General features: G+C 62.4%; 19 protein-coding genes and 2 pseudogenes. 13 read left to right on the top strand and 8 right to left on the bottom strand.

Annotated elements, in window-relative coordinates; genetic code table 11:
* Positions 1 to 42: 42 nt before the first annotated feature.
* The 5 genes from DRB87_RS11580 (at position 43) to DRB87_RS11560 (ending at position 4,092) form a co-directional block, all read left to right on the top strand.
* Positions 43 to 696 carry a nitroreductase family protein gene (locus tag DRB87_RS11580; protein ID WP_130025996.1) on the top strand — a complete coding sequence of 218 codons (654 nt, stop codon included), beginning with the start codon at positions 43 to 45 and terminating at the stop codon, positions 694 to 696.
* Between the two features lie 110 nt (positions 697 to 806).
* Positions 807 to 1,079 carry a dodecin family protein gene (locus DRB87_RS11575; protein ID WP_240755952.1) on the top strand — a complete coding sequence of 91 codons (273 nt, stop codon included), beginning with the start codon at positions 807 to 809 and terminating at the stop codon, positions 1,077 to 1,079.
* A gap of 97 nt (positions 1,080 to 1,176) precedes the next feature.
* Positions 1,177 to 2,361 carry an acetyl-CoA C-acetyltransferase gene (locus DRB87_RS11570; protein ID WP_130027835.1) on the top strand — a complete coding sequence of 395 codons (1,185 nt, stop codon included), beginning with the start codon at positions 1,177 to 1,179 and terminating at the stop codon, positions 2,359 to 2,361.
* 88 nt (positions 2,362 to 2,449) lie between these two features.
* Entirely contained in the window at positions 2,450 to 3,724 is a 1,275-nt protein-coding gene (locus tag DRB87_RS11565) for a ferredoxin reductase family protein (protein WP_130025995.1), read from the top strand.
* Positions 3,721 to 4,092 carry a cytochrome b5-like heme/steroid binding domain-containing protein gene (locus tag DRB87_RS11560; protein WP_130025994.1) on the top strand — a complete coding sequence of 124 codons (372 nt, stop codon included), beginning with the start codon at positions 3,721 to 3,723 and terminating at the stop codon, positions 4,090 to 4,092. Before DRB87_RS11565 ends, DRB87_RS11560 begins: the two co-directional genes overlap by 4 nt.
* A 111-nt stretch (positions 4,093 to 4,203) precedes the next feature.
* On the opposite strand, the gene DRB87_RS11555 is transcribed toward DRB87_RS11560, so the two are convergent.
* The 3 genes from DRB87_RS11555 to ftsH form a co-directional block, all read right to left on the bottom strand.
* Entirely contained in the window at positions 4,204 to 5,814 is a 1,611-nt protein-coding gene (locus DRB87_RS11555) for a methyl-accepting chemotaxis protein (RefSeq protein WP_130025993.1), read from the bottom strand.
* Positions 5,815 to 6,117: 303 nt separating this feature from the next.
* Positions 6,118 to 6,924 (bottom strand): polyphosphate kinase 2, encoded by an 807-nt coding sequence (ppk2, locus tag DRB87_RS11550; protein WP_130025992.1) that lies wholly within the window; start codon positions 6,922 to 6,924, stop codon positions 6,118 to 6,120.
* Positions 6,896 to 8,842, bottom strand: a complete 1,947-nt coding sequence (gene ftsH, locus DRB87_RS11545; RefSeq protein WP_130025991.1) for an ATP-dependent zinc metalloprotease FtsH — start codon at positions 8,840 to 8,842, stop codon at positions 6,896 to 6,898. The genes ppk2 and ftsH overlap by 29 nt, the downstream gene beginning before the upstream one ends.
* 222 nt (positions 8,843 to 9,064) lie before the next feature.
* On the opposite strand from ftsH, the pseudogene DRB87_RS24030 reads away from it, so the two are divergent.
* Both DRB87_RS24030 and DRB87_RS11535 read left to right on the top strand, forming a co-directional pair.
* Positions 9,065 to 9,918 (top strand): annotated as a pseudogene (locus DRB87_RS24030) (YgcG family protein).
* The gene (locus tag DRB87_RS11535; RefSeq protein WP_206100011.1) at positions 9,912 to 10,418 is read left to right on the top strand and encodes a TPM domain-containing protein; all 507 of its coding nucleotides are present in this window, start codon (positions 9,912 to 9,914) and stop codon (positions 10,416 to 10,418) included. Before DRB87_RS24030 ends, DRB87_RS11535 begins: the two are co-directional and overlap by 7 nt.
* Before the next feature lie 99 nt (positions 10,419 to 10,517).
* On the opposite strand, the gene copC is transcribed toward DRB87_RS11535, so the two are convergent.
* From copC to DRB87_RS11510, 5 genes are all read right to left on the bottom strand, one after another.
* Complete coding sequence (gene copC, locus DRB87_RS11530) at positions 10,518 to 10,904, bottom strand: copper homeostasis periplasmic binding protein CopC (protein ID WP_130025989.1); 387 nt, start codon at positions 10,902 to 10,904, stop codon at positions 10,518 to 10,520.
* A 73-nt stretch (positions 10,905 to 10,977) separates the two neighbouring features.
* Positions 10,978 to 11,868 carry a copper resistance protein B gene (locus DRB87_RS11525; RefSeq protein WP_240755951.1) on the bottom strand — a complete coding sequence of 297 codons (891 nt, stop codon included), beginning with the start codon at positions 11,866 to 11,868 and terminating at the stop codon, positions 10,978 to 10,980.
* A 17-nt stretch (positions 11,869 to 11,885) separates the two neighbouring features.
* A complete protein-coding gene (locus DRB87_RS11520) occupies positions 11,886 to 13,811 on the bottom strand; it encodes a copper resistance system multicopper oxidase (RefSeq protein WP_130025987.1) in 1,926 nt (641 codons plus the stop codon).
* 245 nt (positions 13,812 to 14,056) lie between these two features.
* Complete coding sequence (locus DRB87_RS11515) at positions 14,057 to 15,427, bottom strand: APC family permease (RefSeq protein WP_130025986.1); 1,371 nt, start codon at positions 15,425 to 15,427, stop codon at positions 14,057 to 14,059.
* A 228-nt stretch (positions 15,428 to 15,655) separates the two neighbouring features.
* Entirely contained in the window at positions 15,656 to 16,576 is a 921-nt protein-coding gene (locus DRB87_RS11510; protein ID WP_130025985.1) for a LysR family transcriptional regulator, read from the bottom strand.
* A 224-nt stretch (positions 16,577 to 16,800) separates the two neighbouring features.
* Between DRB87_RS11510 and DRB87_RS11505 the strand changes: the two genes are divergently transcribed.
* The 6 genes and pseudogenes from DRB87_RS11505 to DRB87_RS11480 all read left to right on the top strand — a co-directional run bounded on the left by DRB87_RS11505 (position 16,801) and on the right by DRB87_RS11480 (position 24,900).
* A complete protein-coding gene (locus DRB87_RS11505) occupies positions 16,801 to 18,261 on the top strand; it encodes an aldehyde dehydrogenase family protein (protein WP_165385285.1) in 1,461 nt (486 codons plus the stop codon).
* Between the two features lie 120 nt (positions 18,262 to 18,381).
* Positions 18,382 to 19,710: an FAD-binding oxidoreductase gene (locus tag DRB87_RS11500; RefSeq protein ID WP_130025984.1), complete on the top strand. Its 1,329-nt coding sequence runs from the start codon at positions 18,382 to 18,384 to the stop codon at positions 19,708 to 19,710.
* A gap of 176 nt (positions 19,711 to 19,886) precedes the next feature.
* Complete coding sequence (locus DRB87_RS11495) at positions 19,887 to 20,840, top strand: LysR family transcriptional regulator (RefSeq protein WP_130025983.1); 954 nt, start codon at positions 19,887 to 19,889, stop codon at positions 20,838 to 20,840.
* A gap of 63 nt (positions 20,841 to 20,903) precedes the next feature.
* Positions 20,904 to 22,312, top strand: a pseudogene (gene tcuA / locus DRB87_RS11490) (FAD-dependent tricarballylate dehydrogenase TcuA).
* Positions 22,299 to 23,522, top strand: a complete 1,224-nt coding sequence (gene tcuB / locus DRB87_RS11485) for a tricarballylate utilization 4Fe-4S protein TcuB (protein WP_130025982.1) — start codon at positions 22,299 to 22,301, stop codon at positions 23,520 to 23,522. Before tcuA ends, tcuB begins: the two are co-directional and overlap by 14 nt.
* A 58-nt stretch (positions 23,523 to 23,580) precedes the next feature.
* Positions 23,581 to 24,900 (top strand): MFS transporter, encoded by a 1,320-nt coding sequence (locus DRB87_RS11480; protein ID WP_130025981.1) that lies wholly within the window; start codon positions 23,581 to 23,583, stop codon positions 24,898 to 24,900.
* Positions 24,901 to 25,197: the final 297 nt, after the last annotated feature.

Genomic DNA, 25,197 nt, shown 5'->3' with positions numbered 1-25,197 from the left:
CGGGCAACATCGCCCGCCGTCGGTCTTTCGAGGATTCTTGCGATGAATGAGGCCAAGCTACCTGCGTACGCCATCGTGCACAATGCATCTCCTGTTCCGGTCGCCTGCGAGTCCATGCCGGTCATTGCGCTACCGCCGCCGAATCTGGATGACGGTGCCAACTTGATGATTTCACTGGCCCGTCGCAAGAGTGTGCGTGAATTTGCGCCAACACCGCTTTCCCTTCAGCAGCTCGGCGATCTTCTCTGGGCGGCCGACGGCGTCAATCGCGCCGACACAGGCGGGCGCACCGCGCCCTCTGCGCACGGGGTGAACGAAATCGACGTCTATGTCGCCCTGCCTGAGGGCGTGTATCAGTACGAACCGGCATCGCACAGACTGCGCCTCAAGCATGCCGTCGACGCGAGAAACCTCACCGGATATCAGGACTTCGTCGGTTCGGCGCCGCTCGATCTCGTGTACGTGGTCAATCACGTGCGCGCGGATCAGTTTCCGCAGTCCCAGCGAGACTCGTTCGCCGGCATCGCCGTCGGCGCGATTGCACAGAACGTCTCCCTGTACTGTGCGTCGGCCGGGCTGGCGTGTGTCGTCCGTGGCTGGTTGAATCATCGGCTGCTGGCCAATGCGATGTCGCTCAACGAAGACGAAATTCCGGTGCTCGCCCAGACGGTAGGCCATCCGTTGGTGAAAGGGTGAACGGATGAGGCATGGGCGCGCTTTATAGGCGCGGGTTGGCTGACCTGTGACGGGCGTCTTCGTTTGACGTCGGTCAACACGGCAGATGCGCCAACGACCATGCTTGGCTCATGGCAATCGCCAATTTTCCCCGGGAACCTTCCCATGAGTTGCCATGCGCCTTAGCGGGAGCCGTCATGTCAAAGAACGTTGTCAAAGTCATCGAAATTCTCGCCGAGTCCCCCAAGAGTTGGGAGGACGCCGCGGCGAAAGCCGTCGCCGCGGCCCAAAAGTCCCTTCGCGATGTCAAATCCATCTACATCGAGGATTTTTCGGCCGAGGTGGCCGACGGAAAGATCATCAACTATCGAATCACTGCCAAGCTGAGCTTCAAGCTTGAATAGCGGCCTGTCTCGGGTCAACCGATGCGGCATCGACGCTCCTGACGTTGTCGAGCCGCTGCCGCAAACAGTGCGCGCCAAGACCGTCTGGAGCAAGTCCATGAAAATCATCGAGGTCGTTTTGTGTAGCCCGGTCCGTACGGCGATCGGCACGTATGGCGGGACGCTCAAGGATATGCCGGCGCCCGAGCTCGGCGCCGTGGTGATACGAGAGAGCCTGAAGCGTGCCAACCTGTCCGCGGACAAGGTTCAATCGCTGGTCATGGGGCATGTGATTCAGGCCGGTGCAAAGATGAACCCATCGCGCCAGGCGGGCATTGCTGGTGGCTTGCCGGTCGAGGTGCCTGCGCTCACCGTGAACCGGGTCTGTGGCTCGGGCGCGCAGGCGATCGCCAGCGCAGCGACCGAGATCTGGTCCGGCATGATCGATTGCGCCGTCGCCGGTGGCATGGAGAACATGGATCGTGCGCCCTACCTGTTGCCGCAGGGACGCTGGGGCGCGCGCATGGGCGATGTGACGTTATTCGACAGCATGCTAATGGATGGACTCAACGATGCCTTCAGCGGCCAGCATTCCGGCTGGCATACCGAGGACCTCGTGACAAAGTGCGGCATCTCCCGGGAAGATCAGGACCGCTGGGCGCTGCGCTCGCAGCAACGCTTTTCTCAGGCCCAGGCTGCGGGTCTGTTCGACGCCGAGATCGCTCCGGTCGACGTTCCTGCTCGAAAGGGCGTGATCGTGTTTGCCCGGGACGAACACAATCGACCCGACACCACCGCGCAGTCGCTCGCTGCACTGAAACCGGCATTTCGCAAGGACGGCACGATCACGGCAGGCAACGCGCCCGGCCTGAACAGCGGCGCCGCCGCCATGATCGTTGCCGGACGTGACTGGGCCGAGCGCAACGGCCTGAGTCCAATGGCGCGCCTCGTCAGCTATGGAGTTGGCGCCGTGGCACCGGGCTTCTTCGGCCTCGGACCGATTCCTGCGGTGCGGCAGGCGATGGAGCGCGCCGGCTGGTCCACGCGCGACGTGGACCGGGTGGAGATCAACGAGGCGTTTGCGGCGATCGCTCTGGCGTGCCTGCGCGAATTGGGATTTGCGGAGGACGTTGTCAATACGGAAGGCGGTGCGATTGCCCACGGGCATCCGATTGGTGCGAGCGGCGCGGTTCTGACGACGCGTCTTTTGCACCAGATGGCACGCGGCGGCGGCCGGCGCGGGATCGTGACGCTGTGCATCGGAGGGGGGCAGGGCATTGCGCTGGCACTTGAGATGTTGTGATGGGCGGGCGCACGCCACTGGCAATCGGCCGACGTGATCGGGGACGCGACGCAACTGACGATCCGGCTCCTGCCGGGAGGGCGGCCCCATGAGCACGTGGAACTGGCACACCGGGGCCGGTGGCTTGGTCGCGCCGGCCTTCCTTGTCGTGCTCAGCCTCGCCGGCGTCGCATGGACCTTCCCGACGCATTTGCCGCACTGGCGTGCCGTCTCGATCATGGCTGGCTGGGCCGGAACTGGATTGTTGGTGGGCAGTCTCGCCCTGATGGTGCGCGAGCCGCGTTGGTCCAGGATGCTGGGGGGCCTTGACACCATGTACCGCTGGCATCACCGCAGCGGTGTCATTGGCTATGTGCTCCTGCTCTGCCATCCCTTGGCACTGGGCGTGGCAGGGCTGACGACGTCGTTTCGCTCGGCATGGCGAGCCATCGCGCCCTGGTATGGCAGTTGGCCCGAGTGGCTGGGCTGGGTGGGTCTCCTTCTCCTCATGGCCGGACTCGCCAGTACCTTCAACCAACACCTGGGCTACCGACGCTGGAGGGCGCTTCATTACCTCGCCGCGCTGGGGATTGTCAGCGGGCTCTCGCATATTGTCGCGATGCGGGGCGAAGTGGGGGGCTTTCTCGCGGTCATTGGACTCGCAGCGATAGCGCTCGCGTGGCGCTTGCTGGTGATCGATCGCGGCCTGAGCGCCCATCTGTTTCGCGTCACACGCGTCGCATCGAAGGCGGCGGATACGATCGAGGCCACCTTGGCGCCGTACAGCGGGGCTTTTCGGGTCCAGCCAGGAAAATTCGTGCTGGCGGCCTTTGGCGACAGTCCCACCTATCGCGGCTGTGAGGAATTCCACCGCTTCTCGGTGAGCGGTATCGGTCCGGGCGGCGTGCTCTCGGTGGGCGTCAAGGCGCTCGGGCCGTGCACGCAACGTATACAGACACTGGCACCGGGCGCACTGGTGCGACTGCAAGGCCCCTTTGGACATCTCCTGGCGGATAACGCCGACAAGCCCCAACTCTGGATCGCCGGTGGCATTGGCATTACGCCCTTCATGGCAGCGATCCGTCGCGGGAAGCTACCTCGGACAACGACACTGATCTACCTGTTCCGTCATGAACGCGATGCGGCGTTCCTCGACGAGTTGAAGGCGCTGGCACACGTTGAATCGAATTTCGAACTGATCGCGCAAGCCAGCGGCGAATCGCTCCCCGATGTGCCAGCCGTACTGTCGAAGGTGGCTGGCCTCGCACAAAGGCAGGTGCAAATCTGTGGGCCAGCAGGGCTGGTGCAAGCCGTCACGGCGCGACTCCACGAACTCGGTCTGCCCGCTCGATCCATCCACTACGAGCGCTTCGACTTCCGATGATGCGGCAACTTTTCAATGTCTCGACGATTCTCTTCTTCCTTGCCATCGGCGGATTCTGGATGGCCGGCGTTTTCGTGCCCGAGGCGCCCGATACTCGGGCGGAGGCAGTCCGAGAGGTCGGCTATACACTGCAGGATGTCGCCCGGCACGCCACCGGGCGAGACTGCTGGATGGCAATCCGTGGACAGGTTTACGATTTCACACCCTATGTGCCCCAGCATCCCGCGGATCCGTCGCTCTTTCTCGCATGGTGCGGAAAAGAAGCCACACAGGCGTATTTGACCAAGACGAAGGGCCGCCCCCATTCACCCTATGCCGACCAGACGATGCTCAAGTACAGAATCGGCACGTTGCGCTCGGCCAACTGAGCGCCCGTGTGTCGGCGGGCGGTGGATCGCCAGACGTCGGTGGCATAAAAAGACGTCAGGGCGGACGTTTCGGACTCATCCGGAATCCACCGCCGTTGGGGATGCGCGCGCTCAGGCCGCCAGTTTTTTGCTTCCGACCAGATACGGGCGCTCGGTGACTCGGACGGCTTCGGGCTCGGGCGCGATACGGAATTCCGTGACGGCCCCTTGCAGGCGCATCGCCTGCTCTTCCATTGACGAGGCGGCGGCGGCCGCCTCTTCGACGAGGGCGGCATTCTGTTGTGTGACCTCGTCCATCTGCGTCACGGCACGATTGACCTGCTCGATGCCATGACTTTGCTCGGTCGACGCGGCGGATATCTCGCCCATGATGTCGGTGACGCGTTTCACCGCCTGGACGATGTCTGTCATCGTTTGGCCGGCTTGCTCGACCAGCATCGATCCTTCTCGAACTTGCTGAGCCGAACTCTCGATCAGCGCCTTGATTTCCTTGGCGGCCGCCGCACTGCGCTGTGCCAGGGTTCGGACTTCGCCTGCAACCACGGCGAAGCCTCGGCCTTGCTCGCCGGCTCGCGCCGCTTCGACCGCGGCGTTAAGGGCAAGAATGTTCGTCTGGAAGGCAATGCCGTCGATCACGCTGATGATGTCGACGACCTTGCCGGAACTGTCTGAGATGCCGTGCATCGTGCCCACGACCTGCCCGACGACATTTCCGCCGCGCTCTGCGATTTCCGAGGCATTCACCGCCAGCGCGCTGGCCTGCCGCGCATTGTCGGCATTCTGCTTGACCGTGGCGGTGAGTTGCTCCATGGACGATGCCGTCTCCTCCAACGACGCCGCCTGTTCTTCGGTACGCGCCGACAGATCGGTGTTGCCGGCGGCGATCTGGCGTGCGGCCGACGTGATCGATTCGGTACCGCCGCGAATACGGTCGACCGTGGACGAGAGGCTTTCCTGCATGGTGCGCATGGCGGCAAGCAGGCTGGTGGTGTCGCCCGGTTGCGTTTCGATCGTCATGGCAAGATCGCCCTGGGCAATTCGCCCGGCAATCTCGACGGCGTAGCGCGGCTCGCCGCCCAGGCTCTTCTTGATGTTGCGAATGATCAACAACATTGCCGCCGACACAATGGTGCCGAGCGCCACCAGCAGTCCGGCCCATTCGGCGAGAGAGCGGTAAAACGCATCGTTGATGTCGTCCGTGTACACCCCGCCCGTAATGCACCAGTCCCACGGCGCGAAGTATCCGACACGGCTGATCTTGCCAACCGGCTTGTCGTGACCGGGCTTTGGCCATTGGTAGGTGAAGTACCCGCCTCCGGCCCGGCCGACGTTCGAGATTTCCCGGAACACGTATTGGCCCGTCGAATCCTTGAAGTCGGAGAGGTTCTTTCCGTCCAATTCCGGTTTGATGGGATGCATCACGACATTCGCGTGCGTGTCGGAAATGGAGAGATAGCCACTGTCGCCAAAACGCATGGCGCGCACTTCGGCAATCGCGTCGCGTTGCGCATCGGCTTTGGTGAGCGTGCCTTTGTCAGCGGCATCTGCATATCTCTTAATCACGCTGGTCGCGGAATCCACGACGTTCTTGAGGCCGAGCTCGCGCTCTGCAAACATGGTCTGACGCGTGTTGATCGAGCCCCAGGCGCAAATGACCAGTAGGCTGATCCACATCAGGCCCAAGGCCAACAGCAGTTTGGTGTTCAGGGTAAAACGGTGCACGACTACCTCCAGGACTGGCAGTGGGGGCAAGAGGTTGACTTTGGGAGCGCGGCATCGCAATGGTGCGCCACGAATGGCGGACGCTTCGCAAGTCAGTTGGCCGACACTTTATCGACAGGTGACCCAAACGTCTGCCGGTGTTTTCGCTCATAGACTGAATTGCCCGGGGCGCGGACGCCCACGTCGATCAGAGCACGTTGCTATTCCGCCACGGCGTGCGTTTGGAGCGCGCGGAAGACGATCCACGCGGATGACGCCGATCTTCATCGCATCACACGGCGTGCGTTCGTCACTGGCGCCGCATTACTTCGCGATCGCGCCGCTCAGCAGATGCGCCTCGGCATAAGGAAACACGATGTCCGGATTCGGGCGAATCAGCTTCGTGTCCTTGCCGGCGTAGTGCAGGCGCGCGAGCAGGTCCTTGATGACATTGAGGCGCGCGACCCGCTTGTCGTCGGCTCTGACCACATTCCACGGCACGCCGTCGTTCGTACGGGAGAACATCTCGTTTCTCGCCTTGCTGTATTGCTTCCACAGCGCCACCGCTTGTTCATCGATGGGGCTGACCTTCCACTGCTTGAGGGGGTCCCGACGACGCGACGCAATGCGCCGCTGCTGTTCGTCCTTGGTGATGTCGAGGTAATACTTGATAAGGCGGATTCCCGAGCGCACCAGCATGCCTTCAAATGCCCCGACGCTCGACATGAATTCTTCATGCTCCGTCTTGGTGCAAAACCCCATGACGTGCTCAACGCCTGCGCGGTTGTACCAACTGCGATTGAACAGCGTGAATTCGCCGGGGGCGGGGAGTTCGGCAACGTACCGCTGGAAGTACCACGAGCCACGTTCGCGGTCGGAGGGCTTTCCGAGCGCGACCACGCGCGTCTCCCGAGGGCTGAGATGCTCGACGATCCGCTTGATGGTGCCGTCCTTCCCGGAGGCGTCCCGGCCTTCGAAGATCACGAGGATTCTTTCGTTTGCATGGCTGAGGAAGTGCCGCTGCAGCTTGACCAGTTCAATTTGCAGCAAACGCAGTTCCCGCTCGTAGTCGTCCGCCGTGACGGAACTGACCTCCGCCTCGTCAGGATGATCGTGTGTCTTCGTCTTCATGCGGCTGCCCCGATTCACGCTGCACTGACACCACGGGCACCGACGGCCTCGTGGGCGATAGCTGAGTCACCTTTTCGGACAGCAAGAGTTCAAGCTCGCTGCGTCCGACCACTTCCTGGACAAGGAGGCGTTTAGCCAAGGCGTCGAGCTTGGGGCGACAGGCCTGAAGCGTTTGTCGCACCCGTGCACTGGCCTCCGCCAGAATCTTCCGAACCTCCGAGTCGATCAGTCGCGCGGTTTCCTCGCTGCACGCCCTGCGCTCATGCGGCATCACACCGATGCCGTTGAAGAGCGGATTCGGCATGTCCTCGTAAGTGGCCAGCCCAAGCGGCTCGCTCATACCGAACTGGGTAATCATCTGGCGCGCAATATCCGTCGCGCGCTGCAGGTCGTTCTGTGCCCCGGTGGACACATCGCCGAAGACAAGCTGTTCAGCCACGCGCCCGCCGAGCAGCACGTCGAGCCGGTCGAGCAGCTCACTTTGCTTGAGCAGATAGCGATCCTCGGTAGGCGTCTGCTGGGTATAGCCGAGCGCCGACACGCCACGCGGAATGATGGACACCTTCGACACACGGTCTGCGTGGGGGCGCATTTCCGCCACGATGGCGTGACCCGCTTCATGGAAGGCGATGGTCTCCTTCTCCTGTGGATTCATCACGCGATTCTTCTTTTCCAGGCCACCGACGATGCGGTCCAGCGCCTCGTCGAAGTCGACCATTTCCACGGCATCCTTGCCCTTGCGCGCGGCCAGCAACGCGGCCTCGTTGACGAGGTTGGCGAGTTCGGCGCCAGCGAAGCCGGGGGTACGCGCCGCGAGCACAGCCAACTCGACAGAGGGCGCCAGGACAACGTGCCTGACGTGAACCTTGAGAATTTGCTCGCGGCCCTTGAGATCGGGGCGGTCCAGCGCGACATGGCGGTCAAAGCGTCCGGGGCGCAACAGCGCCGGGTCCAGAATCTCGGGCCGATTGGTTGCCGCCATGATGATGACCCCCTTGTTGGTATCGAAGCCATCCATCTCGACCAACAATTGGTTCAGCGTCTGTTCGCGTTCGTCGTTGCCCGTAAAAGTGCCCAGGGCACGGGTCTTGCCGAGCGCGTCGAGTTCGTCGATGAAGATGATGCAGGGGGCCTTGGTTTCGGCCTGGTTGAAGAGGTCACGCACTCGCGCCGCCCCGACGCCGACAAACATCTCCACGAACTCCGAGCCACTGATGCTGAAGAACGGGACAGCCGCCTCGCCCGCGACCGCCTTGGCCAGAAGTGTCTTGCCGGTGCCGGGGGCGCCAAGCAGCAATACCCCCTTGGGAATCTTGCCGCCCAGTCGCCGGTAGCGGTCGGGATCTTTCAGGAAGTTCACGATTTCAGCGAGTTCTTCCTTCGCTTCGTCGATGCCGGCAACATCGGCGAAGGTCACACCGGTCTCTTGCTGCATGTAGACCTTGGCCTTGCTCTTTCCGATCTCCATGACTCCCCCGGCGGCCCCGCCAACGCGCTTGCTGAGGAAGCTCCAGAAGGCAAAGAACAGCGCTGCGGGGACAATCCATGACAGCACTGCGCCGATCCACTTGTTGTCGGCCTGCCCGACGAAGCGCACCTTTGCCGCTTCGAGTTCCTGGACCAAGGCGGGGTCATTGACGCGGATCGTCGAAAAGGCGTGCTCGCCCTTTCCCTGATGCTGCATCGCGTCAGCCTGGGGTTTGGGGAGCAAATTCTCGATGCCGTCGGTATTGAGCGTCCCCGTGATAGCGCCTTCGCCGAGCGTAATGTTCTTGAGCTTGCCCGCCTTCAATAGCACCTTGAAATCACTGTACGGCAGCGTCTCGACGTCCGAAGGGGAAATGAAACTCTGAAGGATCAGCATCGCCGTGACGGCCGCGAGCAGGTACCAAAGGGAAAACTGTTGACGGGTTTCCATGGGATCCTTCCATCTTGCGGTCAGATTCATCATAGGCAGCGCGCCAAGCGCACCGCTTGACGGAGGTCAAGCCGCGATCTCGCCTGTCGCGGCGCATGTCGCACGCAGCGGCTCACCCGAGGCGCTCGCCGTCTCCGTCATGGCGATGCCGACCTTTGACACGCGTCAATGTGAGAGGGTGGGGAGCGGCGATAGTGAATAGGTTCGCCCCGGGAGGTCAACGTGAAATGGCATCTGGCCGTCAAAGGCTTGTTTCCGGCGCTCCTGCTTTGCCTGTGCCTTGGGGCAAGTGCCGAGGTTGCCATTCCCCATTGACCGCCCGAGTCACCGACCTGACCGGCACATTGACCCGCGAACAGACGGCCGCCCTGGAGGAAAAGCTGCAAGCCTTCGAGGCCGCAAAGGGCAGTCAGATCGGGGTGTTGATGGTACCGACCACGCAATCCGAAGACATTGCGCAGTACTCCATCCGCGTCGTCGAACAATGGAAGCTCGGGCGCAAGGGCACAGATGACGGTGTACTGCTGATTGTCGCCAAGGATGACCGGCGAGTGCGCATCGAGGTCGGCTACGGTCTCGAGGGCGTGCTCACCGACGCCATCAGCAACCGGATCATCAACGAAGACATCGTTCCACGTTTCGAGCAAGCTGACTTCTATGGCGGCGTGAGTGCTGGCGTCGAACGCATCATGAGTGTTGTCAACGGCGAGCCGCTACCGCCGCCGAAGCGCGCCAGCGATGACGGAAGCGGCTCGGTGCGCGCCTTCCTGCCCGTCCTTCTGGTGCTCACGCTCGTCCTCGGCGGCGTGCTTCGATCGATCCTCGGTCGTGGCCCCGGCGCCGTCGCCACGGGGGGTGTTGTCGGCGTCATAGGCTGGATTCTATCGGGCACCATCGTCCTGGGTGTGCTCGCCGGCGCGATCGCACTTTTCTTTACGATGTTTGGCGGCTCCCATCTCGGTTTCAGGGGGATCGGTGGGATCGGTGGCGTGGGCGGCTTCGGCGGGTCAGGGCGAGGCGGCTTCGGTGGCGGCGGCGGTGGATTCGGCGGCGGCGGCGCCTCGGGGAAATGGTGATGCCAAGCTTGCGGCGCATGGGGCGACACCTGCTGATGACGCACTGGAAAGTGGGGCAAGCCTTCCCGCGCAAGGCGCTGCAGGCGATCGAGCGGGCCATCTCGGCGGGCGAAGCCAGCCATATCGGTCAACTCTGCTTCGTCGTGGAGGGCGCGCTGAGCTGGGCCGGATTGCTCAAGGGGCTCACCGCCCGCGAACGTGCCATCGAAGTGTTCTCCCAGCAGCGCCTATGGGATACCGAATACAACACTGGCGTTCTGATTTACCTGCTACTGGCGGACCGCAGCGTGGAGATCGTGGCGGATCGCGGCATCCATCAAAAAGTCGGGGCGCGAGAATGGAGCGCCGTGTGCCGGCAGATGGAAGCCGCCTTTCAGAAAGGCGAATACGAAGCCGGTGTCATCGCCGGCGTCGAGTCCATTGGCCGGCATCTGCGGCAACACTTTCCGGCACAAGGCGTCGGCAAGAACGAACTGAGCGACAAGCCGGTGGTGTTGTAACGAGGCGCGGGGGGCGCTATTGGCCGACGGGTTGGCTCCGACAAGCTACGCATTGGCGCACGAACCGAACGGCAACGATTGCCCAACGGTTCGCGCCGATCACTTCACCGTGAATGAAAGCTTCCCGGTCACCGGATGCGTGTCGGAAGAAATGGCGCGCCAGTCGACGCGATAGGTGCCAGCCGGCAGGGGCTGCGACGGCGCGATGACCATGACCTTGGGATCGTCACTGCCGGACACCTTCGCGGCAACCCGCATCGGCGCATGGCTGGACATGCCCGGCATGCCCGTCATGACGAGCGCCGCGCCGGAAAATTGGGTCATCAGGTTCTCGGAAAAGTGCAGTTCGATCTTTTCGGGCGCCGCGCCTTCGGCATTTTCCTGCGGCGTCGAGGACAGCAGCTTGGGATGCGCGTAGGCGGCCGAGGCAAGGGTCGCCGTGGCGGCGATCACCGCGAAGCGAGCGGCGACGTGTCGAAGATTCATGGGTAACTCCGTGGGTAATGGGCGAGACAAAAATGGGAAAGCTCGGCGTGCGCCGGACTTTCGAGCGTCGACATCAGAACCAGGCGCGAACGCCCGCGACAAAGGACACTTCGCTGCGTCGCTGGCCCTCTTGTTCTGCGAAACGCGCCGTATTTCCGTAGCTTCGGTCCCAGTTGACGCCGATATATGGGGCGAACTGGCGATCGAGTTCGTATCGCAAGCGCAAGCCGAGCGAGGTCGATGACAAGCCCGCACCGATACCCCGGCTCGCATCGTTCTTGCCGTAGATATTGATTTCCGCCGTCGGTTGAAGCACCAGTCGGTTGGTAATGAGCAACTCGTATTTGCCTTCCAGCCTGGCGGCGGCCTGCCCGGCCTGGCCGACATAGGCGGTTGCCTCCACGTCGAAGTTGTACAGCGCGAGCCCCTGCAGGCCTAACGCGGCCCACGTCTGGGACCGTCCCGGCTTGAAGTCGTGGCGAACGCCCCCGACCACGTCCCACCATGGACTGATCGCATGACCCCAAAGTGCCTGGACTTCCGCGTCCTCCAAACCATGTCCCGTCCGCTTGCCTTCCGAACGGATCCACAAGCGGTCGATATCGCCGCCCACCCAGGCTGTGCCTTCCCAGTTCAACGCACTGCCGCCGCCGGCGCGTTGCCATTCCAGTTTGTCGAACAGCACCAGGTAGTTGATCTGCGCGTCGCCCATATCGTGCATATGCCCGCCATGGAATACGGCATTGCGATCCGCGTCGGTGAGCGGCGGGACCGGAGACGCGGTCGGGGTCGATGCGGCGGGTTGCATGGGTTGAATCTCCACGTCCCCCGACGCGGCCGGATCGTGCGCGTGCGCCGGGGAAGCCGCCGACTGCGCAAGGACAGGAACGGCGTGACCGAAGGCGGCCGCCACGCCGAAGGCCAGGGCGATTCGGTGGAGGCGCCGCGGGATCGTCGACGACATCGGTTTATCCATTCGCATCATTCTTCCACGCGTACTTCGCGAAACATCCCCGTCTCCATATGGAAAAGCAGGTGGCAGTGATAGGCCCACCGCCCAAGGGCGTCGGCCGTGACGCGATAGCTTCGCTTCGACCCCGGGGCGATATCGATCGTATGCTTGCGCACCATGAACTTGCCTTCTTCGTCCTCCAGATCGCTCCACATGCCATGGAGATGAATCGGGTGCGTCATCATCGTGTCGTTGACCAGCACCAGCCTGACCCGCTCGCCGTACTTGAGGCGAATCGGCTTCGCGTCCGCAAACTTCACGCCATCGAACGACCAGGCGAACTTTTCCATGTGGCCGGTCAGGTGCAGTTCGATCGTGCGCGTCGGCTCACGTCCGTCGGGATCGGAAAATGTGCTCTTGAGGTCGGCATAGGTGAGCACGCGACGTCCATTGTTGCGCAGTCCGATCCCTGGATCGGAGAGCCGTGGCGTGGGGCTCATGGCTTGCGCATCGACCAGCGGATTTCCGCTTTCCGTTGCGGGATGCGATTGCATCGCACCCATGGCGCCCATGCCGGACATGGCTCCGTGATCCATGCCAGACATGCCCGCAGCAGCTCCGGTGGCCGATCCCGACATGCCGTCCATGCCCGGCATCGCCCCCGGATCCGCGCTCGACGTGCCGTCCATGGTCTGCAGGTTTTCACCGCTCATGCTGGACATATCCATGCCCGGCATGGCGTTGGGATCCTTGGCAGGCGTGCCATCCATGGTCTGTATCGCTTCGTCGCTCGTGCTCGACATATCCATGCCGGGCATTGCGCTGTGATCCATGCCTCCCATGCCCATATCATCCATCGTGAGCAGCGGGCGCGGGTCGAGGGAGGGCACCTCGGCCGCCAAGCCTTCGCGCACGGCCAGCGTGCCGCGGGCAAAGCCGGTTCGATCCATCGACTGAGCAAAGATCGTATAAGCCGATCCATTTGCCGGTTCAACGATCACATCGTACGTTTCGGCGACCGCGATCCGGAACTCATCCACGCTGACCGGATTGACGTATTGCCCATCGGCCGCCACGACCGTCATCTTCAGCCCGGGGATTCGCACGTCGAAATAGGTCATGGCCGACCCATTGATAAAGCGCAGGCGGATGCGCTCGCCCGGGCGAAAGATGCCCGTCCAGTTGCCGTTGGGCGCCTGCCCGTTCATCAAATACGTGTACGTGTAGGCGCTGACGTCCGCCAGATCGGTCGGGCTCATGCGCATCTCTGCCCACATCTTTCGGTCGGCGATCGTCGCGCTCCACCCTTGGGTTCTGACGTCGTGAAAGAAGTCGGCGATCGTGCGCTGGTGAAAGTTGTAGTAATTGGACTGCTTCTTGAGCTTTGCCAGGATTCGCCGCGGGTCTTCATCCGTCCAATCGGAGAGCATGACCACGTAATCCCGGTCATACTTGAACGGCTCCGGATCCTTCGCGTCGATGACCAACGGGCCGTACACGCCCGTCTGCTCCTGCAAGGCCGAATGGCTGTGGTACCAATAGGTGCCGTGTTGCTTCACCCTGAAGCGATAGATGAACGTTTCGCCGGGGTCGATACCGTTGAAGCTGAGCCCCGGAACCCCATCCATGTTGCTCGGCAGCAGGATGCCGTGCCAGTGAATGGAAGTCTGCGCCTGAAGCTTGTTCGCGACGCGCAGGGTAACGTCATCGCCTTCGCGCCAGCGCAGGACCGGGCCGGGCAGGGTGCCGTTGATCAGTGTGGCCGTTCGTGTCTGGCCGGTAATGTTGATGGGGGTCTGACCAATATCGAGATCGAACTGGGTGCCCGTGAGCACATGGGGCTGGCCCGGGCTCGACATTGCCCAGACGGGCGGGCGCCACATCCCAAGTCCGCCGGCAAGGCCGGCGGCCCCCAATCCCTTCACGAAGGTGCGTCTGCCAAAGTGCGTTTGCATGTATCCGTATCCGATTGTCTCGACAACGCCGTATGGCTCGATGTCCGTCAGTCGGTACCGCGGTGTGCGCCCGACCGGTACCTTGCGGCATGGCGCAAGATTATCCGGGCGCTGACATCGACAACATGACAGCGAAATGACGAATTTGTCATGATGGTGGGCTCCGCGCGGAGGGGGGGCGCGAATTCCGCCGCTCGCACGGGGAGCCTGAGCCCCGTGCGGCCAATATCAGGGCGCCCGCCGGGTCAACCTTGCCGGGCCACCCAGATCTTTTTGCGGTTCAGCAGCAGCGGAACGATACCGATGAGAATGCCGCCCATGCCGACGACATTGGTGGCCCAGTCGAAGGTCGGGATGCTGTAAACCGCAATGAAGAAGAGGAAAAGCCCGCTTGCCACCGGCCAGATGACATGCGTCACGGCGGCCCACGGGCCTTGCGTCAACACCTTGCGGTAGTACCAGCCGCAGGCGAGTCCGGTCAGCCCAAGGTAGAAGCAGATCTGGAAGCCGATCGCGGTAATCGAATCCTGCAGAATGACGTTGATGGTCGGCAGATAAGACGACATGAACAGCAGCGCCAGCCCGATGATCCAGATGAAGAAGATCGCAACGTGGGGCGTTTGCCAACGCGGATGCAGACGCGCATAGCGATGGTGGAGGGCGCCGTCGCGGCTCTTGGCGAAGAGCGTGCGGGTGAACTGCAACATCTGCGTCTCGACCGTTCCCACCGTGCTCAGCAACACCGCGATGATCGCGACGTAGCCCCAGGTCGGTCCGAACAGCTTCTCGGCAATGGCGAAGATGATGTTGGTGTTGAAGTGCTGGATCTCGGCGTCCGACAGCCCCAGCAGGGCGATGACGATGAAGACAAGGAAGAACACCATCAGGAACACCATCGACCAGAACGCCGCCCGGCCGGGAATGCGGTTCGAGTCGCGCGTCTCCTCGCTGAGGTTCATGGTCACGTCCCAGCCGTAGAAGAAGAAGATCGCCACCAGGGCGCCGCTGGCGAACTGCGCGGGCGTGAACGCGAGGGGCGAAAACCAGTGCCACGAGAACGCGTGCTGCTGTGCGTGAGGGAACACGAAGAAGCTCGCGACGATGATCACCAGCAGGATGATGCCCTCGATGATGGTCATCACGACCTGCACGTAGCTGGTCAGTTTGACGCCCTTGACGACGATTGCACTGACGACCGTGAGCCATGCGGCCGCGATCAGCGTCACGTAGTGCACGTTATTCATCATGGGTCGATCAAAGATGAGCAGTGTGGCATTGGCCGCCGGAATCATGGCCGACACCATGAACACGCAGCACAGCACCAGCAATGCCCAGCCGGCAAAGAAGCCAAGCGTGCGCCCGAATACCATGCTCACCCATGAATAGGAGGTGCCGGCACTGGCCAGGGCACGGTTCATGTTGATGAACGCGTACGCGATGCCGAACATGATCAGCCCGCACACCAGGATGCTCGCCGGGGAGAGCGTGCCGGCCGTCCCGATGATGGTCGACGTCGTGATCTCGACGCTGTAGGCCGGTGCGGTGCCGGCGATGCCCATGATCACCGATTCGACGATGCCCAGCGAATCGGCGTTGAGCTTGGCGGGTTGGTCCATAGATGTGCGGTTCTAGGCTAGGTTGACATGGATGGATCGACGTTTTACTCCATGCCGGATGTCCAGGCAAGAGGGGGATGTCATTCTTGCGTTCGCCGTTGATTTTCCAGTCCCGGCGGGTCGCAATACGCTGTCGTGTCGGACTTGCCTGACCTTCCTGGGAGCACCCGTGGTCCACTTTGGTGCAAGGTGCGCTGAACCACGGGATGCATGGTCGCTGTCAGAGCGTCACCGACGCCACGGCGGTGGGTCGAAGGCACGCTTGGCCGTTTCGAGAAACACTCGCTGACGGCTCGAAAGTCCGTGACGCGTGGGTACCAGCGCCATGATGGGGGCGGGCGCCAAGCGCCATTCCGGCAGTAGGCGAACCAGTTTTCCGGCGGCAATCAGTCGCGCGGCATCCCACTCGGACCGCTCCATCATGCCAAGTCCGGCGACCGCCCAATCGCTGATGACCGTGCCATCGTTTGACGACAATGTGCCGGTCATTCGAATGGTGGCGGCCTTGCTTGCACCCGTTCCGCGATCGTTGTTACGCATGAATCGCAAATGCGTGGCGTCTTCGTCGTTCTCGCGCAAGCATAGACATTCATACCGATCGAGCTCGGACGGATGCACGACGGCCGGCAGGCGGCGCGCAAACGCGGGAGACGCGCAGAGATATCGTTCATTGGGCGCCAGGTAATGCCCCACCCAGGAAGACGCTTTGACGTTGCCAATGGAAATGACGACATCCGCGCCTGACGCTGCGGTGAGCGGACTGTCGGCGAGCACCAGTGAAATCGAAAGGCCTTGGTGTGCCCGATGAAGCTCGCGAACCAAGGGCGCAATGTGCGCGCGACCAAAGCCAAGCGGCGCAACGATGCGCAGATTGCCGGTGAGGCTGCCGGGTTCGCCCGACACTCGGGACGGAATTGCGTCGATACGTTCAAGGAGTTCAGACGCCTCATGCAAAAAGCGCTGACCTTCATCGGTCAGCGAGATACCTTTCGCGCCACGTACCGCAAGGCGAACACCCAGCCGCTCCTCCACGCGCTGCAGACGGACGGTGACCGCGGGGGGCGTCAGGTTCAGCAAACGCGCTGCGGCGGCGAGCGATCGCGAAGCGCCCAGGGCACGGAACAGACGCAGATCGTCCAGATCGATCATTAAGTCACCATTAATGTCATGTTCTCTCGATATTACACAGGACAAAATCCTGACGGCGCTTTCGATGCGAATCGGCGGCGGCCGACGGCGCGAGATCCTGGCTGGATGGTGCGTCCATTAATAAAGATTTAATGTCGAATTTACCGCGTGTTACACACCGCACCCGTTTGCTTCTTTATCTTGAGCCCATCTGAATCACTTTCCGCGTTTGAGAGGTCGGAATCATGACTCGCACAGCTACGACGATGGACAACGTTGCAATGGACAGCACGCGCACGCTGTACATCAATGGCGAGTGGTTGGCGCCGGCGAATCCCCGGACGGTGCCCGTCGTCAACCCGGCGACTGGCCACGCGATTCGCCAGCTGGCGGTCGGATCGCGGGAAGATGTCGACACGGCGGTCGCCGCGGCCCGAAGGGCGTTCGTCCCATGGTCCGATACGCCGGTGGCGGATCGCGTCGAGATCCTGAACCGAATGTATCGCCTCGTTCTCGACCGAAAGGAACTGCTCGCACAGACGATCATGTCGGAAATGGGCGCAGCGATATCGTTCGCTCGTGCCTCGCACGTCCCGTTTGCCGCGGAGCATCTTCGTGTGGCAAGCGAAATCGCGGCTGGCTACCCTTTTCTCAAGGTTGACGGTCACACGGCCATTGCCCGTGAGCCCATCGGCGTCTGTGCGTTGATCACCCCCTGGAACTGGCCGCTGTACCAAATTACGGCAAAGGTGGGGCCCGCGCTTGCCGCAGGATGTACGGTGATTCTCAAGCCCAGCGAGTTATCGCCCCTGAACGCCGAGCTATTCGCGCAGATCGCTCACGATGCCGGGGTGCCGGCGGGGGTATTCAACCTTGTGCAAGGCAGTGGCCCGGAAGTGGGTGAAGCCCTCGCGGCGCATGAGCAAGTCGACATGATCTCGATCACCGGCTCCAACCGGGCCGGCGCGCTCGTGGCGAAGGCGGCGGCAGACTCGGTCAAGCGGGTCACACTGGAGCTGGGAGGAAAGTCACCGAACGTCCTGCTACCGGATGCCGATTTTGGGCGGGTAGTGGCCTTGGGCGTCATGGCCGCGTTTCGCAACGCAGGGCAGTCGTGCAGTGCGCCCACGCGAATGATTGTCCCTCGCGATCGTCTCGCCGACGTCGAACGCATGGCCTGCGCGACCGTTGAATCGATGGTCGTGGGGGATCCTGGTTCGGCGCAGACAACGCTCGGGCCGATTGCAAACGAAGCACAATTTCACCGCGTGCGGGCCATGATCGATGTGGGTATCGCGCAGGGTGCAAGGCTCATCTGCGGTGGTCCCGGATTCCCGCCAGGTTTAAGCCAAGGTTACTTTGTTCGGCCGACGATTTTCTCCGACGTGACGGCCGACATGCGCATCGCACAGGAGGAGATTTTCGGGCCGGTCCTGAGCCTCATGGCGTACGACACCGTCGATGAGGCGATTGCGATCGCGAACGATACGAAGTACGGCCTGGGTGCGCACGTCCAGAGCGAGGACCTGATGCAGGCGCGCGCGGTTGCCTCGCGTATCCGGTCGGGGCAAGTGCATATCAACCATCCGGCGTGGGACGCCCATGCCCCGTTTGGCGGTTACAAGCGCTCGGGAAACGGACGCGAATACGGCATCCATGGATTCGAGGAGTACCTTGAGACGAAAGCGATCCTGGGTTTCGCCTGATGGTGATCGCCGAGCGCATCGCATGCCATTGCGAATCGCGCAACGTAGGGAAGGGGATGCGGCACACGGGTCGCCCTGAGGCAGAGGGCGGCGGACAACGGAACTTCAAACAAGATATCCATGTTGCAAATCGACAGAGTCAGCGATAGTCCCGTGATGCCCACCGATGTGGACGTTGTGATCGTCGGCGGCGGCATCATTGGAACCACTGCCGCGTACGAGTTGGCACGTCAGGGGGTGTCGGTCGCTCTGGTGGAAAAGGGATTCATCGGCGCCGAGCAGTCAGGGCGCAACTGGGGATGGGTGCGTCAGCAAAATCGCAGGCATGACGAATTGGTCATGGCAATGCGCAGCTTGACGCGGTGGTCGGAGATCGGAAACGAGATCGGTCGCGATCTCGGTTTCCGCCGTCAGGGCAGTCTGTATGGGACGACGGCGGAGGCAGACATTGCGAAATGGGAAAAGTGGGCGGTCGGCGCAAAGGCGATTGGCTATTCGTTCGATCTTCTCTCGGCAGCGGAGCTTAAATCCCGAATTCCGACGGGGACGGCGCGGTGGGTGGGCGGCCTCTGGTCGCCGTCGGACGGGTTGGCCGAACCGAGTAAGGCGGCGCCTGCCATCGCCGAGGGGGCAAAAGGACTAGGCGCCTACGTGTTGCAGACATGTGCCGCGCGAGGATTCGACATCAGCGCGGGTCGTATCGCCGGCGTGTGGACAGAGCGCGGTCTCATTCGCGCGACGACGGTCGTGTGTGCCGGAGGCGCGTGGAGTTCGCGCTTGTTGAAACGCCATGGCGTTGAGTTGCCGGTCGCCAATGTGGTCGGCACCGCAATGCGCACGTCGCAAGTCCCGGCGTTGCCTGGCGGCACATTCAATGGTCCAGGATTTGCGTTGCGTCGTCGTCTCGATGGGGGCTACACGCTTGCCGTACCCGGCTATGGTCGTGTCGAGCTGGCCCCGCAAGGGATTCGGTACGCCTTGAAGTTCTATCAGACCTATCGCTCCGAGTTGACGAAGAAGTTGAAGATTCGCATAGGGAAGAGTTTCTTTAATGGGCCCGAGGCGTCGGCAAGTTGGGCGCTCGACGAAATCTCGCCGTTCGAGCGTATCCGCGTGCTGGAGCCGGCCATTGACGAAGAATGGTTGGCGCAGGCAGTCAACAACCTGACGACCTGCTTTCCTCAAATGAAGGGCGTGCGGATATTGCAGGCGTGGGCGGGCCTCATCGATACGACGCCGGATCTCGTGCCGGTGATCTCGACCGTTGATGAAATCCCGGGCCTGATCGTCGCGTCGGGATTCAGCGGGCACGGGTTTGGTCTAGGTCCGGGGGCCGGGTTGCTCGTGTCTGAAATGGCGCAGAATAAAACGCCCTATGCCGATGTCACCCCCTTCAGCCTGAATCGATTCAAGAAAGGAGGGCAGTTGCTTCGTCCGGAGATGATGTAGGAGGGCTCAGGACGGCATTCAAGCCATTCTGCGGAACCGAATTCCATGACGCCGAGGTCGTGCCGTCAATTCGCCAACGGGCGGGCGAGGATTGTCACTGCCGACGGTGGCGTTGGGACTTGCCAATATCGTCGCCTTCGACGCATGCTAGCCAAAACTTCTCGGTCGATCGCGAAATGGAATTGAGACAACTCCGGTATTTTGTCAGTGTGGTGGAACACGGAAGCATGGGGCGGGCCGCCTTGGACCTCGGTGTGGTCACCTCCGCATTGAGCCAGCAGATCAGCCGTCTCGAAGGGGAACTCTCGACCCGCCTGTTGCAGCGCACGTCCGCCGGCGTGATGCCGACTGACGCCGGCATCGCCTTTTGGCGTCAGGCACAACTCGCGCTGCGCCATATCGACGATGCCGCGGTTGCCGCGCGCTCCGCCCGTCTGTCGGGACACGTGAGCGTTGGCATGGCACCAAGCACGGCGAGCGTGCTCGGCGTCGCGTTCGCGCAAGCCATGCGTGCGCGATATCCCGATGTTCGACTGCGCATCGTCGAAAGCCTCTCCGGCTATCTCGCCCCCATGCTTAGCGCGCGTCAGATCGATCTCGCGGTGCTCTTTCGCGAGGAACCCGCGCAGCGGTGGAGCGTGATGCCACTGCTCGACGAGCAGCTGTTCCTGATCGGCGCCGAGGGTCTCGATGGCATGCCGACAGGCACATCCGTGCGACTAAAGCACCTCGGCAGGCTTGCGCTCATCCTTCCCAGCGGCACGCATGGGCTGCGCTCGCTGCTGTCGTCGGCGTTTCGACGCGCCGCTTACGAACCCAACGTGGTCGCCGAAGTGGACGGTCTTGCGCTGCTCATGGATCTGGTCCAAACGGGCATGGGTGCCACGATACAGCCCGGCGCCGCGCTCGCCAGATCCGCGAACGGTCTGCTCGTGAGCGTGCCCGTCGCAGAGCGCTACGCCACGCGGCCCAACATGATCGCCAGTGTCTCCGACGACGAACTGTCGCCCGCGGGTCTTGCTGCGCGCGTCGTCCTCGCCGATGTCGCGCGGCAACTCGTGCACGAAAGCCGCTGGCCCGGCGCACGTCTGCGCGTGCCGCAGTCTTCACAAACAGTGAAGACCCCTTGAGGGGACACGACTGGCAGAACAGACTTGGCATCCCTATGATGCGTCCGAAAGGAGCCAAGTCAAATGGTCGATGTATTGGTAATTGGAGGAGGCAATGCGGCGCTATGCGCTGCGTTGATGGCGCGTGAGGCCGGCGCGTCGGTCCTGCTTCTCGAATCGGCACCGCGCGAATGGCGCGGCGGCAACTCGCAACACACGCGAAATCTGCGTTGCATGCACGATGCGCCGCAAGACGTGCTCGTGGATGCCTATACGGAAGAAGAGTTCTGGCAGGACCTGCTCAAGGTCACGGGCGGCATCACCAACGAGGCGCTTGCACGTCTGACGATCCGCGCATCGTCGTCGTGCCGGCCGTGGATGCAGCGACACGGCGTGCGTTTCCAGCCACCGCTCTCCGGCGCGCTACACGTGGCACGCACGAACGCGTTCTTCATGGGGGCGGCAAAGCGCTTGTCAACGCGTATTACCGAAGCGCGGAAGCGCTCGGCGTGGACATCCGCTACGAAACCCCCGTCGATTCCCTGGAACTCGATGGCGCTCACTTCGTCGCCGCGCGCAGCGGTGACAAGCGGTTCGAGGCACGCGCGTGCGTTCTCGCCGCAGGTGGCTTCGAATCGAATCGCGCTTGGCTGCGCGACGCGTGGGGACAGAACGAGCGCGGCGAGTGGCCGGCAGACAACTTCCTGATCCGCGGTACGCGCTTTAACACGGGGGTGCTGATCCAGCACATGACAGATGCCGGCGCGGATCTGATCGGCGACCCGTCGCAATCCCACTGTGTTGCCATCGATGCGCGTGCGCCGCTCTATGACGGCGGCATCTGCACCCGCATCGACTGTGTGTCGCTGGGTGTCGTGGTGAATCGCGACGGCGAGCGCTTTTACGACGAGGGCGAAGACTTCTGGCCCAAGCGCTATGCGATTTGGGGACGGCTCGTCGCGCATCAGCCGGGCCAGATCGGCTACTCCATCATCGACGCGAAGGCGATCGGCCGTTTCATGCCGCCGGTGTTCCCGGGTGAACGGGCCGATACGCTGCCGGAACTCGCGCGCAAGTTGGGGCTGCCGGAAGCGCGCTTCATGGAAACGGTCACCCGCTACAACGACGCCTGTCGCATCGGCACCTTCGACCACACCGCGCTCGACGACTGCCACACCGAAGGCCTCACGCCTGCCAAGACGCACTGGGCACGCCGGATCGATACGTCACCGTTCTATGGCTACGCGTTGCGCCCAGGCATTACGTTCACGTACCTCGGTCTGAAAACCAACGACCGGGCGCAGGTTCACTTCGGCGGCAAGGCGAGCGAGAACCTGTTCGTCGCAGGGGAAATGATGGCCGGAAACGTGCTTGGCCAGGGCTATACGGCCGGCGTGGGCATGTCGATCGGCACAGCGTTCGGACGCATTGCTGGCACGCAGGCCGCGCGCGCCGCACACAACACCACGGAGGCTCACAGTGCAACAGTCTGACGTGCTCACGCCCGAACGCACGCGGAGCGCGCCGCAGTTCGATACCAAGGAAACGCAACACAGCACATCGGGCCGCGCGACGCGCGTGATTCCCATTGTGCCGTTGAGCAACAGCGAAGCCGAAGTGGCGAGGCAGATGCAGATTTGCAACGCGTGCCGCTATTGCGAGGGATTTTGCGCCGTATTTCCGGCAATGACGCGGCGTCTCGACTTCGGCAAGGCGGACGTCAACTATCTGGCGAACCTTTGCCACAACTGTGGCGCGTGCTATCACGCTTGCCAGTACGCGCCGCCGCACGAATTCGCGGTTAACGTGCCCAAATCGATGGCGCAGGTCCGCCTCGAAACGTATACCGAATATGCGTTTCCCAGGGCGTTTGGCGCGCTTTACAAGCGTAACGGCGTGACATTGTCGGTCGCGCTGGCGGCAGGTCTCGCGCTCTTTCTGATGCTCGGGATGGCATTGCGCGGTGGTCTTTCCGCAGACGCCGCGTCGGCAAACTTCTACGCGATCTTCCCGCACAACCTGCTCGCGACAATGTTCGGCACGGTCTTTCTGTTCGCGATGCTGGCGTTGGGCGTGGGCGTTACGCGCTTCTGGCGCGACGTCTCGGCGGGCACCGCGAGCGCGAGCATGCCTGCCGCCGTCGAAGCCGCAAAGCACGCGCTGACGCTCAAGTATCTCGACGGTGGGCACGGCGACGGCTGCAACGAATCGGACGATGCATTCACGCTCGCGCGACGCCGCTTCCATCACCTCACGTTCTACGGGTTCCTGTTGTGTTTCGCGGCAACCGCGGTTGCAACGCTTTATCACTATGCGTTCAGTCTGGAGGCGCCATATCCCTACCTGAGCATCCCGGTGTTGCTGGGCACCGCGGGCGGCATTGGACTGTTCGTCGGGCCGGCGGGGTTGTGGTGGCTGAACCTCACGCGCAATCCCGAACGCACTGATGCCCGTCAACGTCCGATGGACCGCGGCTTCATCGCGCTTCTGATGTTGACGAGCGTATCCGGGCTCGCGTTGCTCGGGTTTCGTGCAACCCCCGCGATGCCGCCACTGCTCGCCATCCATCTGGGCATTGTCATGGCGCTGTTCGCGACACTGCCTTACGGAAAGTTCGCGCACGGCATTTTTCGCTCGGCGGCGTTACTCAAATCGTCGATTGAGAAGCGCCAAGGTAACGCGTCAAGCCTGTGCACAGATTAAATCCCGCAGGGTCCCGACGGTACCCATTACTTACACATACCCATAATCAGGAGACACCATGACCCCCACAGAATCCATCTCTGCCAGTGGTGGCGGCTCGCGAGCGAACCGGGCCGCCGCCGTGCTACGGGTAACAAGCGGCAACTTTATCGAACAGTTCGATTTCTTTCTGTTCGGTTTCTACGCGACATCGATCTCGAAGATTTTCTTTCCGTCGACGAGCGACTTCGCGTCGTTGATGCTCACCTTCGCGGTATTTGGCGCGGGCTTTCTGATGCGCCCGCTGGGTGCGATTTTTCTCGGCGCATACATCGACAGGGTGGGGCGGCGCACCGGACTGATCGTCACGCTGTCGATCATGGCGAGCGGCACCATCCTGATCGCGTGTGTGCCGGGGTATGCGACCATCGGGCTGCTCGCGCCTGCCCTTGTGCTGCTGGGACGCCTGTTACAGGGTTTTTCGGCGGGCGCGGAACTGGGGGGCGTATCCGTCTATTTGGCGGAAATGGCCACGCCCGGCAACAAGGGCTTCTACACGAGTTGGCAGTCGGCCAGTCAGCAAGTCGCGATCGTGATGGCGGCGGCGATCGGCTATGGCCTGAATCATTGGCTTTCCGAGCATCAGATTGTCGCGTGGGGTTGGCGCGTGCCGTTTTTCATCGGCTGCGCAATCGTGCCGTTCCTGTTTGTGCTGCGCCGTTCTCTGCAGGAAACCGCGGTATTCGAAGCGCGGCGGCATCGTCCGCAGGTGCGTGAAATCTTTGCGATGCTGTGTGTCAACTGGCGTATTGTCATTGGCGGGATGCTGCTCACGGCGATGACGACCACCACGTTCTATCTCATCACGGTGTATACGCCCACGTTTGGCAAGTCTGTGCTCAAACTCTCGACGTCAGACAGTCTGATGGTGACATTGCTCGCGGCCACGTCGAATTTCATCTGGCTGCCGATCGGCGGCGCGATTTCGGACCGTGTGGGGCGCAAGCCGGTTTTGCTCGCCATCTCCGTGTTGGCGATCTTCACGGCCTATCCTGCGCTCTCCTGGCTCGCCGACGCACCGAGCTTTGCACGCATGCTGACCGTGCTGCTGTGGTTCTCGTTCTTCTTCGGGATGTACAACGGCGCCATGGTCGCCGCACTGACGGAAGTGATGCCCGTCGAAGTGCGGGTGGCGGGCTTCTCGCTGGCGTTCAGTCTCGCGACCGCGGTGTTCGGCGGCTTTACCCCCGCGATCTCGACTTACCTGATCCAGATCACGCACGACAAGGCTTCACCCGGTTACTGGTTGAGTTTCGCCGCGTTGTGCGGGCTCGTTGCCACGCTCGGCCTGTACCGGCGAGGGCGAGGGCACGCGGCGGCGGCCGCTACGTCAGCCTGACCCAGCGCAATGATGTCGGCGACCGGTGCAAGACCGGTCGCCGCTTTGTTTGGGGCGGTTGTCGTCCGAAATATGCTGCCGGAATCTGTATGTCGTTTCTGGGACGCTGGACACAATGGGGCAGGGCGCCCGCCCGTCGGAAGCAGCCATTACGCGATCGGTCGGCGCGTGCACGGCACATGCCTTGATGTGCCAGCGCCAGCGTGCAATGAGCGCCCGGCACAGCCATCTCTGGGCGCATGACCTGGGCGCGCCGATCTTCCTCGTCACGCTGAGCCTCGCCGGCGTAGGGTGGGC

Origin of the sequence: Pandoraea sp. XY-2, from assembly GCF_004193915.1 — a bacterium.
Taxonomy (GTDB): domain Bacteria; phylum Pseudomonadota; class Gammaproteobacteria; order Burkholderiales; family Burkholderiaceae; genus Pandoraea; species Pandoraea cepalis.
This window is presented reverse-complemented; position numbering and strand designations above follow the sequence as displayed.